Annotated in this window: 14 protein-coding genes and 2 pseudogenes; 11 read left to right on the forward strand and 5 right to left on the reverse strand. The window is 70.8% G+C overall.

Annotated elements, in window-relative coordinates:
* Positions 1-31 precede the first annotated feature (31 nt).
* From RBJ77_RS49360 to RBJ77_RS49385, 6 genes and pseudogenes are all read left to right on the forward strand, one after another.
* On the forward strand, positions 32-562 hold the full coding sequence (locus RBJ77_RS49360; protein WP_372350943.1) for a TadE/TadG family type IV pilus assembly protein: 531 nt from the start codon (positions 32-34) through the stop codon (positions 560-562).
* 499 nt (positions 563-1,061) lie between these two features.
* The gene (locus tag RBJ77_RS49365) at positions 1,062-1,388 is read left to right on the forward strand and encodes a hypothetical protein (protein WP_372350944.1); all 327 of its coding nucleotides are present in this window, start codon (positions 1,062-1,064) and stop codon (positions 1,386-1,388) included.
* 1,559 nt (positions 1,389-2,947) lie between these two features.
* Positions 2,948-3,187 (forward strand): hypothetical protein, encoded by a 240-nt coding sequence (locus RBJ77_RS49370; RefSeq protein WP_372350945.1) that lies wholly within the window; start codon positions 2,948-2,950, stop codon positions 3,185-3,187.
* Between the two features lie 796 nt (positions 3,188-3,983).
* On the forward strand, positions 3,984-4,136 hold the full coding sequence (locus RBJ77_RS49375) for a hypothetical protein (protein WP_372350946.1): 153 nt from the start codon (positions 3,984-3,986) through the stop codon (positions 4,134-4,136).
* A 163-nt stretch (positions 4,137-4,299) separates the two neighbouring features.
* On the forward strand, positions 4,300-4,443 hold the full coding sequence (locus RBJ77_RS49380) for a hypothetical protein (protein WP_372350947.1): 144 nt from the start codon (positions 4,300-4,302) through the stop codon (positions 4,441-4,443).
* 114 nt (positions 4,444-4,557) lie between these two features.
* A pseudogene (locus tag RBJ77_RS49385) lies at positions 4,558-5,206 on the forward strand (DUF2637 domain-containing protein); the annotation flags it as partial.
* Positions 5,207-5,380: 174 nt separating this feature from the next.
* Here RBJ77_RS49385 and RBJ77_RS49390 read toward each other — a convergent pair.
* Entirely contained in the window at positions 5,381-5,716 is a 336-nt protein-coding gene (locus RBJ77_RS49390) for a hypothetical protein (protein ID WP_372350948.1), read from the reverse strand.
* A 1,234-nt stretch (positions 5,717-6,950) separates the two neighbouring features.
* On the opposite strand from RBJ77_RS49390, the gene RBJ77_RS49395 reads away from it, so the two are divergent.
* Positions 6,951-8,132 carry a NosD domain-containing protein gene (locus RBJ77_RS49395; RefSeq protein WP_372350949.1) on the forward strand — a complete coding sequence of 394 codons (1,182 nt, stop codon included), beginning with the start codon at positions 6,951-6,953 and terminating at the stop codon, positions 8,130-8,132.
* 67 nt (positions 8,133-8,199) lie between these two features.
* Positions 8,200-9,822: a right-handed parallel beta-helix repeat-containing protein gene (locus RBJ77_RS49400; RefSeq protein ID WP_372351537.1), complete on the forward strand. Its 1,623-nt coding sequence runs from the start codon at positions 8,200-8,202 to the stop codon at positions 9,820-9,822.
* 522 nt (positions 9,823-10,344) lie between these two features.
* Here the strand turns inward: RBJ77_RS49400 and RBJ77_RS49405 are convergent.
* Together RBJ77_RS49405 and RBJ77_RS49410 are read right to left on the reverse strand one after the other, a co-directional pair.
* Positions 10,345-10,950 carry an alpha/beta fold hydrolase gene (locus tag RBJ77_RS49405; RefSeq protein ID WP_372350950.1) on the reverse strand — a complete coding sequence of 202 codons (606 nt, stop codon included), beginning with the start codon at positions 10,948-10,950 and terminating at the stop codon, positions 10,345-10,347.
* Positions 10,947-11,315, reverse strand: coding sequence for a hypothetical protein (locus tag RBJ77_RS49410; RefSeq protein ID WP_372350951.1), 369 nt, complete (start codon positions 11,313-11,315; stop codon positions 10,947-10,949). Before RBJ77_RS49410 ends, RBJ77_RS49405 begins: the two co-directional genes overlap by 4 nt.
* A 410-nt stretch (positions 11,316-11,725) precedes the next feature.
* Between RBJ77_RS49410 and RBJ77_RS49415 the strand changes: the two genes are divergently transcribed.
* Entirely contained in the window at positions 11,726-12,304 is a 579-nt protein-coding gene (locus RBJ77_RS49415) for a L,D-transpeptidase (RefSeq protein WP_372350952.1), read from the forward strand.
* Here RBJ77_RS49415 and RBJ77_RS49420 read toward each other — a convergent pair.
* A complete protein-coding gene (locus RBJ77_RS49420; protein WP_372350953.1) occupies positions 12,209-12,724 on the reverse strand; it encodes a trimeric intracellular cation channel family protein in 516 nt (171 codons plus the stop codon). The two genes, RBJ77_RS49415 and RBJ77_RS49420, sit on opposite strands and share 96 nt — an antisense overlap.
* Positions 12,725-12,736: 12 nt before the next feature.
* Positions 12,737-12,796, reverse strand: a complete 60-nt coding sequence (locus RBJ77_RS49425; RefSeq protein ID WP_372351538.1) for a hypothetical protein — start codon at positions 12,794-12,796, stop codon at positions 12,737-12,739.
* Between the two features lie 210 nt (positions 12,797-13,006).
* Between RBJ77_RS49425 and RBJ77_RS49430 the strand changes: the two are divergent.
* Both RBJ77_RS49430 and RBJ77_RS49435 read left to right on the forward strand, forming a co-directional pair.
* A pseudogene (locus RBJ77_RS49430) lies at positions 13,007-13,744 on the forward strand (threonine/serine exporter family protein); the annotation flags it as partial.
* A 250-nt stretch (positions 13,745-13,994) separates the two neighbouring features.
* Complete coding sequence (locus RBJ77_RS49435) at positions 13,995-14,273, forward strand: hypothetical protein (protein WP_372351581.1); 279 nt, start codon at positions 13,995-13,997, stop codon at positions 14,271-14,273.
* Positions 14,274-14,560: the final 287 nt, after the last annotated feature.

Consider the following 14,560-nt stretch of genomic DNA (forward strand, 5'->3'; position numbering starts at 1 on the left):
CGATCGAGCACTGGACCGTGAAGGGACAACGGTGACACAAGCCGATACCCCACCGCGCCGAACGTGGGCCGCGGCGCTGCGCGAAGACCGGGGCAACGCAGCGATCGAGGCCGCGATCACGGTGCCGGTCCTGATCGTGCTGGTGCTGCTGTTCATCGCTGGCGCCCGTCTCGCGCGGGCCGGGCAGAAGACCGATGCCGCAGCACAGGCCGCCGCCCGCTGTCCGCCTCCTCTTCAGCGCACCCCCGGCCAAGGACAGGACGCCGCGCAGAAGGCCGCACGGCAAGCCTTGTCGGGCGAGCAGCAGGCCTGCTCCAGCATCGATGTCGGGCCGACACACGCCGGTCTTGCCGTACCCGTGGGCACGGTAGTCGGCGGTGACCGTCACCGTGGCCTGCCGGGTGCCGGTGGGGATCTGGTGCTGATCGGCGGTGGGCCCGGCGTCCGCACCGTCAGGAGTTCTTTCACCTCCGTGGTCGACGCATATCGAGGCCGATCGCGAGGCGCCGCCAACGGGCCGCGCAATGGCGGCAACTGCGCTTCGATGACCGCGGCGGGGTGAGCATCTTCGTCGCCGTTATCACCGGCCCCCTCATTCTCCTCGCCGGGCTGCTCACCGTGGATGCGTTCGGGGCCCTGCGCGCCCGGCAGAACGCCGACGCGCTCGCCATCGAGGCTGCCCGCGCCGCCCAGCAGGCCGTCGACCTCGACACGGCGATCCCCGCCCACGGCGTGCGCGTCGACCCTGGCGCCGCCACCACCGCCGCCCACACCTACCTGGCCCGGGCCAGCGCCCGGGCGCACGGTCGCATCACCGGCGCCGGACGCAGGATCACGGTGACCGTCACCGGCACCTACCGCGGCGTGTTCTACCCCCACACCTACCGCCGCAGGTCTCCAGCACCGCCACGTTGCTGTACGGCACGACCCAGCCCGAGGACGGTGAGAACCCATGACCCGCTCCCGCACCCGCACCCGTTCCCCTGTCACCGAGGCGGTCGCGGCGCACGGCGGCGCTGCTGCTGCGCGCCCTGGGCGCGCTGCTCGCGCTCGCCGTCACCGTGGGCGGGCTGCCGTGGCTGCTGTGGCAGGCCAGCACGGCGCTCGCGCCGGGCGGCTGGGACGCGCTGCAGCACCTGTTCACCCGCCAGGACACCGGCAGTGTCGCGCTGCTGGCCGTCTGCGCCATCGGCTGGCTCGCCTGGGCGAGCTTCATCCTGTCCCTGCTGCTGCAGATCCCCGCGCAGCTGCGCGGAGTACGGGCGCCCGCCTGCCCGGCCTGCAGATCAGCCAGCGCGCCGCCGCCGCGCTCGTCGGCTCGCTGCTGGTGCTGCTGCCCACCAGCACGGCACTGGCGGCCACCTGCCGAAGCCGCACCCGCACCGTAGCCTCCGCCAGCGCTGCCACACAGTCGGCCGGCGGTTCCCACCAGGCTGCTGTCGCCTCCGCCGATGCGGCAGCAGCCGGTCAGACGGCGAGCGACCGCGATCACCTACACCGTCCGCGACATGCGCCCGGCCGAAAGTCTCTGGTCGATCGCGGAACACCTCTACGGCAACGGCGGGTTGTACACCCACCTCGCCGACGCAACGAAGGCCGGCCGATGGCCGACGGCAGCATCTTCCGGGCCGACGCGCCGATCCGCCGGCTGGATCCTGCGGCTGCCGTCGGCATCCCGCGCCACGACACAGCCTCTTCAGCCGACAACGCGGAAGGCGGGCCGTCGCGCAGACCAAGGAGACCCGGCCCGCAACTCATATCGTCGCACCCGCCGAGACCTTCTCCCAGATCGCCCATCAGGAGACGGGTGACGCGGCGAACTGGCCGAAGCTGGCTATGCCGCCAGCCGCGGCCACAACCCGACGGACTGCCGCGCATCACCGATGCCAGCCTGATCCGCCCAGGCCAGCACATCACCATCCGGCCACACCCCCGACGGCGACCGAGACGCCCCGCCGGCGACCAGCACGAGAGGCAGCCGGATTCCGAAGAGCGCGGGAAGCAGCCTGATCGCAGCGGCGCGGGGGCAGAGCAGGACGGTTCCGACACGGCGCGCGACCCGGAACGGGGCAGCGACACGGACGCGCGGGGCAGCCGCTCCCCCGACATCGACTCCGTCCGCAACGCCCAGCCAGCGCGGCGTCCCCGTCTGCGCGGCCTGGGGGTGCCGAGGGCGCAGGGTCTCTTCGGCCCGCCTCCCGACGAGCAGGCCCGCCGTCGGCTGCCACCTCCGCGTGCCATCGGCATCGGCATCCGGCTCCGAGCGCTCACGGCCACGGCACCTCCTCGCCGGGACAGGCCGGTCCAGGAATCTTCGAGTGTCTCGCTGCAGCAGGGGGCAGGCGTGGGCGCGGTGCTGGCTGCCGCGCTGACCGGAACGCTCGCCTGGAGGCGGCTGCGGCAGCGCCGCTCCCGCAAGCCCGGCGCAGACCCTTCCCGACACCGTGCCAGCGGCGGGCAGAGGAGCGAGAGTTGCGGACGGGCGGCTCGCGGCGGCGCCGACGGCATCCAGCGGCTCCAGGCCGCGCTGGCTGCCCTGGCGAGCAGGGCGAGGGCGCTCCGCCGCCGTTGCGGAGCGCGCGTGTCACCGCCAACGGAGTGCGCAGAGTTCTGCCCGACGAGGTCACCGCCGAGCCGGCCCGCCGTTGCACTTTGTCGCGGGCGGGGTGGTGGCACCTGCCCGACGACATCACACTGCCCGCTGTATCTGAGGAGGCAGACCGCCTCTCCGGCGCGCTGGTCACCCTAGGCACCGATCCGGCGGGCAGTTTGGTGCTGGTGAACCTCGAAACCCGCTCCAGGTGCTGCTCGTCGAGGGTAATCCGGCCGACGGACCGAAATCATGGCTGGTCTGGCTACCGAGCTGGTCGATCGGCCCGCACGCCGAGCACGTCGAGGTTCTGGCCTGTGGCCTGGGCGCGGGGGGCCGACCTCGGAGACACTCGGGGTGCGCTACCTGCCCGATCCTCGCCTGGTCGCCGGGAGTTCGCCGCACGCATCCTCAGAAGCCCACCAGGACGCTGAAGACCGCGGCATCCCCTACATCGTGCTCTGCGCCGGCGGCCTGGACGACGACACCGCCTGGCAGCTCGCCGAAACCCTCGACCGCTCCCACGACCTGACCCCGTGTGTCCTCATCCTGCCCGCCGCTGCTGCTGCGGTGTTCCCGGACGCGGAGACAATCTGACGCCGGCGTCTCCGACGCCCAGCGCATAGATGCACTCGGCGTCGATGTCGTTCTGCAGCGCCTGGACGCCGCATCCCTCGCCGAACTCGCCGACGCCTTCCAGCAGACCAACCGCCCGCCGAAGACCCGCACGGCGTAGTGAACACGTCCCTCAGAGCCCGTCGAAGTACCCAACTCGGCCCCCGCCGTGCGCGCCGTCCTCGACCCACAACAACACACCGATTTCGACACCGGAAGGTTCCCCAGCCCGCCGGACCGTTCCGGAAGCCCTGCGCGCGGATGCCCCGGCGACCGCAGAAGGGCACCACCGTCGCATTCCAGGTCCTGCTGAATGCGTCGGCCGACCCGGGCGGGCAGCGCTCGCAGCCGCCCCAGCTGCTCCCGCCGAAGGCGGCGACGGGCCGGCCGAGCAGACAGAGCGGATCGGGCCGCGGTTCCTCATCCCGCCGGTCCACGCCCTCCTCGCCCCCGAACGCACCCCGCCGATCCCCGAGTCCGATGCCGACCAGGCACTCAGCCAGGCCGGGCCGGACGACACCGCACCCCGCCTGCGGGCGCTGGGAACCCTCGACATGCAAAACGCCGACGCCCTGGAGCCGCGTCTGATCGAACTCGCCGCGCACCTGCTCCTGAAACCGGACAGCGGCGCCGACCGGCTGTGCGAAGACCTCGGCGACGGCGCCCCCTGGTCCCCGAAGACACTCGGCTCCCGGCTCCGGGAACTACGCACCCGCCTCGGCACAGACGTCGACGGGAACCCCTACGTTCCCCAGCGCAAGGGCAAGGCCTCCCCTACATGCTCTCGGAACAAGTGCGCTGCGACTGGTGGGAGTTCGAGCGACTCGCCACCCTCGGCCTCACCCGCGGCGAAGACGGCCTGCCCTACCTGGAGCGGGCCCTGGCCCTGGTCGACGGAATCCCCTCAGCCAGCACCCCGCCCGATGGATGACCGGGCTGCGCACCACGATGCAGGCCCGCATCGCCGACGCTGCCCACACCGTGGCCAGCTACCGCACAAGTGACGGGCCCCACCAGGACTTCCACACCGCACGCCGGGCCTGCACAACCGGCCTGACAGCCGACCCCCACGCCGAACCCTCTACCGGGCCCTCATGCGCACGGAAGCAGCCGCTGGCAACCGCAGCGGGCTACAGGCCGCCGTCGCCCAATGGCACAACGTGAACGGACACCTGAGTCGCGAACACCTCGACAAGGAGACTCTCGCGCTCGCCGACAAACTGCTGGCCGCCTCCTGATGTCCGCTTCAACAGGCAATCCCAGACCGCCGAACGCTGAAGGGCAGCACCGCGAAACCGGCACCAGGCACACCGCCACCTCAGGTCACCCGTGCCCATCGGTGGCTGATCGGGATGATCGTTGGCGGGGCGGTGGTGATCGCGGGTATCGGTTTCGCCGGTTCGTACGCGGCAGTCCGCGAGCTGGCCCTGGCCAGAGGGCTTCGGGAACTTCTCCTACGTCCTGCCCATCGGCATCGACGCGGGCATCTGTGTGCTGCTCGCCCTCGACCTGCTGCTGACCTGGATCCGGATCCCGTTCCCGCTGCTGCGGCAGACGGCGTGGCTGCTGACCGCGGCGACGATCGCGTTCAACGGCGCGGCGGCCTGGCCCGACCCGCTGGGCGTCGGCATGCACGCCGTGATCCCGATCCTGTTCGTCGTCTCGGTCGAGGCGGCCCGGCACGCGATCGGCCGGATCGCGGACATCACCGCGGACAAGCACATGGAGGGCGTGCGCATCACGCGCTGGCTGCTCTCCCCGTGCCCACGTTCCTGCTGTGGCGCCGGATGAAGCTGTGGGAGCTGCGTTCCTACGAGGCCGTGATCAAGCTGGAGCAGGAGCGCCTCGTCTACCAGGCCCGCCTCCACTCCCGGTTCGGCCGGGCCTGGCGCCGCAAGGCCCCGGTCGAATCCCTGATGCCCGCTGCGCCTCGCCCGCTACGGCGTCCCGCTCTCCGACACCGCCCCGGCGGGTCTCGCGGCCGCGGGGATCGAGCCAGCGCGGCAGTCCAGCGATCCGGACACACGCACCAACCACAACATGCCGCCACCGCCCGAAATAGCCGCCACAGCACACTCCGCGGCAAGCCCCTTCCCTGCAACCAGATCCCGAACATGAAGAAGCAGAGCGGCACCCGCGGAACCCGTGTTTCGCACCCACCGAGACGCTGCTGGATCAGACACCCAACACGAAGGCCTCCCCGGCGCCCTCCAACAGCCTCCGACAGTCCATGGAGCACCAGTCGGTCTCAACCAGTCCGCTCACGGCCAGCACCACGTACATGGCGCCGTCCAGCCCGGCCAAAGCCCAACGATGCACCGGCCAGAGCCCTTCCTCGCTGAGAACACCGAACTGCCCAACCTGGTCGGGCGGGCCCTGGACAGGGCCACCACGCCAGAGGCCCAAGTGGGCGCCGACCCAGAGGCGGAACAGGTCGAGTCGTCGCTCTACCAGGAGGACGACCAGTACCTGAGTCAGCCGAGCACTCACCTGCGGCCGGACCAGCCCCACGGGTACCCGCCACCTCCGAAGCCGGAGCCGGAGCCGGATGAGGCACCGGACACGACGCCCAGATCAGTCGTCCCACCGGCCCCCGTGCCATCCAGGCAGCCCCGCAGCACGATTGACGTCCCACTCGGCCAGAACGCCGCCAGTGCATTTCAAAGCACACCGTCGGAAGCGCCGCACCTCACGGCCCCCGACCAGTACTTCCTCGCCTACCAGCACTACCTCAACACTCACAACAACACAGAACCCAAAGGCGCGGCCGCTTTCGAAGAACTCTCCCAACACCTCGCTGACCTGGGCATTCGCGGAGCCAAAGGTAGGCCAGTCAGTCCCAGTACCCTGCGCCGCTACGCCCTCGAACAACGCATCTACAAACGGTGGCCGAGCAATACGCAGAACTGGGCGAGCCACCATCCCCTGAGGCTCTCCTCAAACGACTGGCCCAGGACGGCATCCGCGCCGCAAAGCCGCCACCCCACCCTCGACGACGTTAAGCAGAGCGCAACAACTAGCCTCCGGCTTCCGACGCCGCCACACAACCCTGCGCCACCACCAAGAAGACAACACTCGCCCGTAGTTCCAATCTGGAGCGTGTCTGACTCCCGCCCGCAGGGCGGGACTCCAGGCCGCCATCCGACGTCTGGCCTACCCTGCTCAGGCGGGACCGATCGCCGAGCGCTGCGGGCCGCTCGCGCGCGTGTCGGCCCGGAGATGGGCCTGCAGGGCCCGACTGCTCCTACTCTGCGGCCTCGCGCTCGCGCCGCTCCTCCATCTCGCAAAGCTGCGATTAACGGTGTCAGCGAGCCCAGGTGAGGCAGAGAGGCCGGCATTGTCGGCACCGCGATAGCGACCCATCCAGTGAGAACACATCGTGATTTTGCATGTGATGTCATGAATGAGCGTGTCCTCTTGAACTAACCGGCCAAATATATGACAAAAGTATGTACCTACAACAAGTGCAGGATGGGGTCACGTGGTCAGCAGCAGTCCAGTCAGCCGTCGCCGGGTCCGTACCGCGCTGCTCGCCGCCGCGCTCGCAGCCTCTGTCGTGGGCCCGTCGGACCAGCCTGGCCCACCTTCCCGGCGGCTGGCGCTTCGCCGCCTGCCAGGGGCAGATGTCGTCGAGAACGCCGACACCGTGAAGATGGCCTGGGTTGGAACCCCGCTCAACGCCCTGCGGATTCCAGCCTGTTGACGCTTCAGGCCGCACTCAACGCTGCCGCCGACGGGCGAGACGGTGTCGTTCGACCCGAACGACTACGTCTTCGCCAAGCGGCTCACCGTACCGCGCCGGGTGCTGCTCGACGCGTCGGGTGCGTCGACCCTCTTCGCCCAGTTCACCGTGGCCGGGGGCGGGTTGAGCGCCGCGAGTGCTGTGACGTTCGGTGTCTCCGCGACGGGCGCGACGGTTCTCGTGAACACCGCGGACGCCGCACTCGACGGCATCAAGGTCGTCAGCCAACGCCGTCCTGCGGCCCACCGGCATCCAGCTCGCCGCCGCTGCGACCGGTGTGAGCATCAGCCGGTTCACGATGCACGGCGGCGACCAGACATCTCCTCCTACGGCATCAACCTGACCACCGGCTCCGCCACGGTCACCGACCCCGCCATCAGCGGCGTGGCCACCGGCATCACGGCCACCGCCGCCTCGACGGCCTCCGGCATCGCGATCAAGGGCGGCACCGTCTCCGGCGCGACCAGCGGCATCTCGCTGGGCACCGCCACCGCGCCCGCCGTCACCGGCACCACCGTGACCAACACCGCCACCACCGGCACCGGTATCGACCTGGCCAACTCCAGCAGCGCCACCCTCACCTCCCCGACGGTCACCGGCTTCTCCCGAGGCATCGGCGCGAGCACGACGAGCACCGCGCCCGGACCGACCATCGACGCCGCCAGAGTCACCGGCGCCGGGAGGGAGGGCATCGCCCTCGGCTCCACCGACAAGGCCACCGTCACCTCGGCACACGTCACCGGCACCGACACCGCGAACTCCGTCGGGATCCAGATCCACAAGGCCACCGGCGTCACCCTCGACCAACCCGTCGTGAGCCACTTCAGCAACGGCGTCTACACCCACCTCGACAACGAGGGAGCCGGCCCGAAGATCACCTCCCGGTGGTCACCGCGCGTGACGACCGGCGCGCATCGCCCTCGGCTCGACCCAAGGCGCGAGCGTCACCGAACCGGAGCTCACGGGCGTCGGCACAGGAAGCGGCATCAACCTGATGAACGCCGGCCGGGCAACCGTCACCGGCGCGACAATCAGCGACTTCAACACCGGCGTCGCAACACAGAGCTCCTTCACGCCCGCCTCCGACCGCACCGGCATCACGCTCAAGGATCTGAAGATCACCGGTCCGGTGGCCTCCTCCACCGGCATCTCGCTGCTCGCCACGAAGAGCCCCGAGATCAGTGACGTACAGGCGGAGGTCACCGGAGGCGCCGTCGTGGTGCACCAGTCCACCGATGTAGACGTCAGCAACGTGACCGTCACCGGGCATCTGAAGGGGCCACCGGGCCCGCCGGTTCTCGCGATCCTCAAGGCATACGACTCGCAGGACGTCGCCGTCGACCGCTCCTCGATCGACGGCGGCGCCTGCGGTTCTTCTACTCGGGGACCTCGGGCGCCACCGTCACCGCCTCGAAGCGTCGCGAACGTCGCCGAGAACGCCCTGTACAGCCGGGGCGTCGCCGACCTGGAGGTGAGCGGCTCGACCTTCAGCGACAACAAGGCGCTCGGCAGCCTCAGCGCCGGGGACGCGGCCTTCGGCGTCAGCCACGACATCGACGTCCACGACAACACGATGAGCGGCAACCGCGCCGGGCTGCGCCTGTACACCGGCACCAGCACCGTCACGTTCACGAAGAACACCGTCTCCGGCCAGCCGAGCACGGTTGTCGCCGCCCCGGCGCACGGCGTCACCGTCGCCTCCAACACCGTCACCCAGTCCGAGCCCGCCGAGAGCCAGGCAGCGGTCATGGCCGCCCCGCTCTACGAAGACGCCGCGACGTCCGGCTCGTACTCCTCCTCGGACATCGACGTACGCGACAACACGTTCAAGGGCACCGGCACGTGGATCAGGTCGGCTCCCGGACGCGAGCGCACCCGACGCCGCCCGCCGGACCCTGCGGGACCCGCTGCTCGCCGTCGGCAACACCTTCCCGGCGGACTCGACCGCCGTACGGAACTACGCGAACGCGGTGGCAGGCGACGACACCGCAGCCACGGCGAACCGGGCCCGCCAGCGCGCGGCGGACACCCCGTCGCCGTCGACGCGCGCGACTATGACAATCCGAACGACTGGGGTTCGCCGTGCCGGGCCACCGGGTACCGCGATGGGAGCCTCGTCTTCGACGGTGGTGGGGCGCAGGTCCACGAACTCACCGAGGCGCCCGCGCTGTATCCGACCGACTGTTCGGAACTGTCCCTCACCGAGACCGTCACCGGCAAAGACTCCGCGGACCACCACGTCGGCGACCTCGTGACCTGGGAGCTGACACCGCACAACGACGGTCCCGCCGCCGCCCCCGCGGGCTGGTCCATCCACCAGCTGCTGCCCGACGGCGTCGACCTCGTCTCCCTGAGCGGCTCGAGGCTACACGGTGAAGGGCCTGACGGCGACGGCCGGCACCGCGCTGCCTCCCGGCGCCGACGGGCCCGTGCTCACCGTCACCGTACGCATCACTGCCGAGCCGAGCGCCCGTACGACGATGAAAAACGTCGCCTACGTTGCGCCCCTCCCCGAGGACGAGGCCACCGACCTCGACGGCGACGGGTATGCGGACGTCATCGCCGAGCACCTCAACCCGCTCGTCGTGCCGACGCTGGACACGGACACCGACCGGTCCGACACCGACAACGACGCCCAGGGTGTCTGGACCGTCGAGGGAGCGGCCCTCAGCCCTCACCCAGTCCGACCCCCACCTCAACGGTCACGCCTTCGCCGGCGCCCAGCCCTTCGGGCGGGAATTCGGGGTCCGGCGGCGGTCTGGCGGACACCGGCACGGACCGGACGGCAACAGCGGCGGCCATCGGTTCCGTCCTTCTGCTGAGCGCCGGAGCCACTGTCATGACGGCCGTACGGCGTCGACGCCGCCGCGTCTGAACCGGTTCCGCGTGCGGGGTGCTACGAGACGAACGGGTTGGTGTGTGCCCGTCGCTGCACCGTGTTCCCCTGGCGGGAAGCCGGGCCGTCATCAGGTGTTGGGACGTCTGGTCGACACTGCAGGGTGCAGGAATGCCGTGCCCGAATCCGGTGAGGGGCACGAGCGCGGAGCGGCGAGCCGGGCGCGGCCTTCATGCGCTGGGCCCAGGCCAGGGACGTGGCCTGGTCGTGGGTTTCGTTGAGGAGGAGGACTGGGCCCTTGCCGCGGTTCCACGGGCCGGTGTAGCGGGGCAGGTTGGAGCGGTCGCGCAGGCTGCGGCAGGTCGCGTAAGCGGCGGTGATGCCGGAGCCATCGACCAGCGAAGCGGCCCGGGCGGCACCCAGATGCCGGCCCATCCGGCCTCGGTGCGCGGGGTGAGCGGGAAGTCGAGGCAGTTGGTGACGATCGAGACGTCCTCGCTGGTGTGGTCGGCGCTGTAGGAAGCCAGGGCGCGCTGTCCGAGGGCGGCTCGGGGACGGGCTTCAGCTGCGGCAACCGCAGTTCTCTTCTTCCGTCGGTGGGGAACACCGCCTGGTAGAGGCCTGGAGGTTCTCGGCGGCGGGCCGCGCTCGTTCGGCCGGAACGTGTTGCCGAGGGCGCAGGGCCGTGCCGACGGTCTGCAACCACGCCTGGAGGAAATCGACGCCACCTGCGCCGGTGCTGCCGAGGCGCTTGGTGAGCCGGTCGTACTTGGACTGCGCGCCGCCCGCGAACGCGCATGCGGACCGGCCCGCCCGGTCGCAGGCCATGAGCATGGCCGACATGGTGCGGTTCGACTCGTAGGCGTCGGAGACGACGTAACGCCGGAAGTCGTTGAAGCGGGCCGGGTTGTCGACAACGCCGTGCAGCACCATCGAACGCACCGTGTTCGGAAAGACGTTGCGGTACACCGCGCCGATGGTCGTGCCGTAGGAGACGCCGAAGTAGTTCAGCTTCGGGTCGTGGAACGCCATGCGCAGCCGGTCCAGGTCGCGCACGTTCTCCATCGTCGACATGTGCGGCAGCAGGGACGGGCGGGGGTGGCGCGCAGTCCGTTGACGGTGGCAGGACGCGGCCAGGGAGTCGGACGTACGCAGGGTGCCGTTCAATTCCTTCGTGGTGCGCGGCGCGCTGTAGGGGCCATCGCTTCGTCGAGCGCGTCGCGGGCCTGGTCGGTGGCCGCGCACCTCAGCGCCGGGGTGCTCTCACCGACGCCGCGCGGGTCCCAGGTCACCAGGTCGAAGTGGCGTTTGACCTGCGGGCCGACGTAGTTCTCCCAGCCGCCGCCGCGCGCGATGTCGATGCCGGAACCGCCGGGTCCGCCGGGATTGAAGAACAGGGCGCCGATCCGGCCCTTGGGCGTGTCGGCGGGCCGGTGAGCGATGGCCAGCCGCACCGTGGGTGCGGCGGTCCGGCCGGTGCGGCCGTAGTCCAGCGGTACGTCGACGTAGCCGCACTTCCAGCCCTGCGGCATCGGGTCCTCGCCGCTTGGGCTGGGTGCAACGCCGCGGGTGCACGTCCGGCGGCTGGCCGTCACCGCCGGCGTTCGGCGCGCTGTACGCGGTCGTGGCCGGGCTCACAGCCGCGCCAACCAGCAGCGCGATGCCGACCAAGCGAGCCATCAGCCCTCTGCCGCGCGGCAGTTGTGCCTGCACACCCATGGACCTGCACCTCCATGTCGGGGCGGCGCGGGTGCGAGTCACCGGCGCCGGCCGTCCCGTGCATGCATGTCCGTCTCGCCGTGCCCGCCTTCGGCGGACGGGGCGTCAGACCACGGATGCCGCCGAGGATCACCCGGGGAGTCGGTCCCGGGGTGCGAGGTGCCCGTGGCCGCTCTACCTTCGTGCGACAGCCACCACCACACGCTCCGACCGGCGGAGGGCCATGCGTGTCACGATCGTCCTGCTCGCTCTGACCGTCCTGCTCAGCGGTCCGGCATCGCTGCCGTCCGGCGCCGCCGCTGCAGCGGCCGAATGCCCGGCCACCACCGGGGTCAGGACCGCTTGTGTCGACCTGACCCACCAGCGGATGTGGGTGCGCCAGGGCCGCAAGGACGTCTTCGGGCCGGTCGACAGCCGCTCCGGCAGCAGGACATATCCCACCCGTACGGGCTGGAAGCGGATCCACCTGCGCAACCGGCATCACTACTCCACGCTCTACAACGTGCGCATGCCCTACGCCCAGTTCTTCGACGGTGGCCAGGCGTTCCACGGCGTCGACTACCCGCTGGATCTGCCACCCGGCTCCCACGGATGCGTCAACCTCTCCGAGGCCGACGCGGAAGAGCTGTGGAAGGTGCTGCGTCTGCAGGGATCCAGTGGCCATTTGGGGCCGCAAGCCCCGCAGTTGACACTTGGCCGGAACCGTTCACCCGATCGCACGCTGTACGTGCAGGCCGCAGCGAGAAGGCTTTCCTGTCGGAGAGACAACCGCCGACCCGAGGAGTGCAGCGATGCCCCCTGACGCAGCCCGCCCCGACTCCGCGGAGCCGGGCGTGGCCGTCGGCTGGGATTCGGGTCCGCTGCCCGGAACGAGGGAGCCCAGGGCCAGTGCGCAGGCGTGGCCCAGGACCGCTACCGGGCGGGGCGCGGCAAACGGTTCGCCCAGATGACCTCGCTGCGCGGCGGCGGCGCAGGTGGCGTACAGCGTGTGGTCCTCGAAGACACCGGGGCGACGCGCGAGCAGGACGTCGCGCAGCACGCCGCCGCCGACCGTGATGGTGCCCAGCAGGATGGCGGGCAGCCACCCGAGCCCGGCGGCCAGCGTCTTCTGCGCGCCTGCTGTGGTCCAGCGGCCCAGCGCGAGTACGTCGAGCAGCAGGTAGGTGCGTTGCCACAGGCGTCCGCCGAGCGCTATGAAGAACGCGACGAGCGCGGCGGACACGGCAACGGCGAGCTACCAGAAGTCGGTGAGGGCGACGGGCGTGCTGTGCTGCCGCAGCACATCGCGGATCATGCCGCCGCCGAGCCCGGAGATGATGAGCGGCGGAAGACGAACGGGCCTTGCCCGCACCGAGGACTGCGTTGGCGTCGACGCCGGCCAGGTCGAGTCCCCGGGTGACGTCCGCGATGGTCACGGCGGAGACCAGATCGGCCACGCCGTCCCCCCTCTAGGGCACTTTGGGCCGGTATGCGCAGACGTTCTCGGAACCGCAGACTGACCGATATGACGGGCACGAGTGAGCGCGAGGCGCCGGGTGACGAGGTGCTCTGGCCTGGTCGCACGGCTGGCGGAGTTGCTGGTGGCCGGCGGGTTCGAGGGCACCTGCGCTCCGAGGACCGACTGCGTGCGGTGGCCGCCGCCTATGGGCGACGGGCCGAGGTGACGGTGCTCGCGGAGTCGGCCGTGGTGGCGATGGACGGCGCGACCCGCGTGGTGACCGGGGTGCCGGAGATCCCGCAGCTCGACCGGGTCAGCGCCCTCAAGCCGTGGCTGGCCGCGGTGCGGTCCGGGCAGCTCCCGGTGACCGAGGCCAGACAGCGGCTGGAGGAGATCGCGGCATCGCCCGCGCCCTACCCGCGCCCTGGCTGCGGGTGCTCGGCGTCGTGCTCTTCTCCGTCGGATTCGGCGCGCTCGATCCAGCCCACCCTCCAGGAGGTCTGGATCACCGCCGTCCTGGGCCTTGCCGTCGGTCTGATCCAGGTCGGCGTGCAGCGCCTGGGCCGACCGGGTCGACTCGCCCCGCTCGTGGCGTCGGCGGTCGTCGGTGTGGTGGTGCTGACGGCGTCCCACGCGGGCTGGGTGACGGGCGGAACGATCGAGCTGATGATTCCGGTGCTGTTCGTGTTCATCCCTGGCGACGCGATCACCATGGCGATGATCGAGCTGTCCGTGGGGCGGATCACCGCCGGCGCAGCCCGGCTCGCGCAGTCCGTCGCTCTGCTCGGCGCCCTCGCGTTCGGCCCCGTCCTCGCCTCGGCCGCACTGGGCATGCCACAGAGCGAGATCCCGACTCGCCCGTCGCACCCGACCTGGGCTGGGTGGCGGCCTGGCTCGGCTGGGTGGTCTTCACCGTCGGGGTACTGCTGGTCTTCGGCATGCGCCGCGGCGACCTGCCTGGGCGCTGGCCGTCGTCCTGGTCACGTACGGCGTCCAACTGCTCGCCGTACGCGCTCTGTCCACACTCGCCGGAACCTTCGTCGCAGCCGCCGTGATGGCCGCGGTCTCGCCTCCTCCTCGGACGCCGCCCCCGTACACCGCCGCCCTACGTGCTCTACCTCGCCGCCTTCTTCGTCCTCACCCCGGCTCGCACGGGCTACGCGGCCTGGACGCCTGGCTCGGCGGCAGCCCGATCCACGGCGTGAAGGACATCGGCACCATGTTCGCCCTGATCGCGGCGATCGCCCTCGGCATGCTCACCGCCGCGACCCTCGCCCCCAGCACCCGAACGACCCCGCCCACAGGACTGGTTGAGACCGCCCACGAATCGTGAACGAACTGCGATTGGCACAACGCGCCCACTGCGTGCGGACTTCCTTCCTGCCGGCCCGGCGGCGGGAGCTCAGTGACGGGCTCGCAGTCGTCTACAACCACCTGCCCAAGCTCGCCCTCGCCCAGATCCCACAGCTGTTCCCCGACTCGCCCGACCGCCTCGCCCAGACCTGCCACAACGCCATCCTGCTCGGCAGCACACACCTGGACGAACAACTCGCTCCCACGACGACCTCGCGGGCTTACCCCTCTCTGCACCCCACCCGAACGGCCCAGTTCACCAACGCC

The organism is Streptomyces sp. KL116D (assembly GCF_030766975.1).
GTDB classification, from domain to species: domain Bacteria; phylum Actinomycetota; class Actinomycetes; order Streptomycetales; family Streptomycetaceae; genus Streptomyces; species Streptomyces longispororuber_A.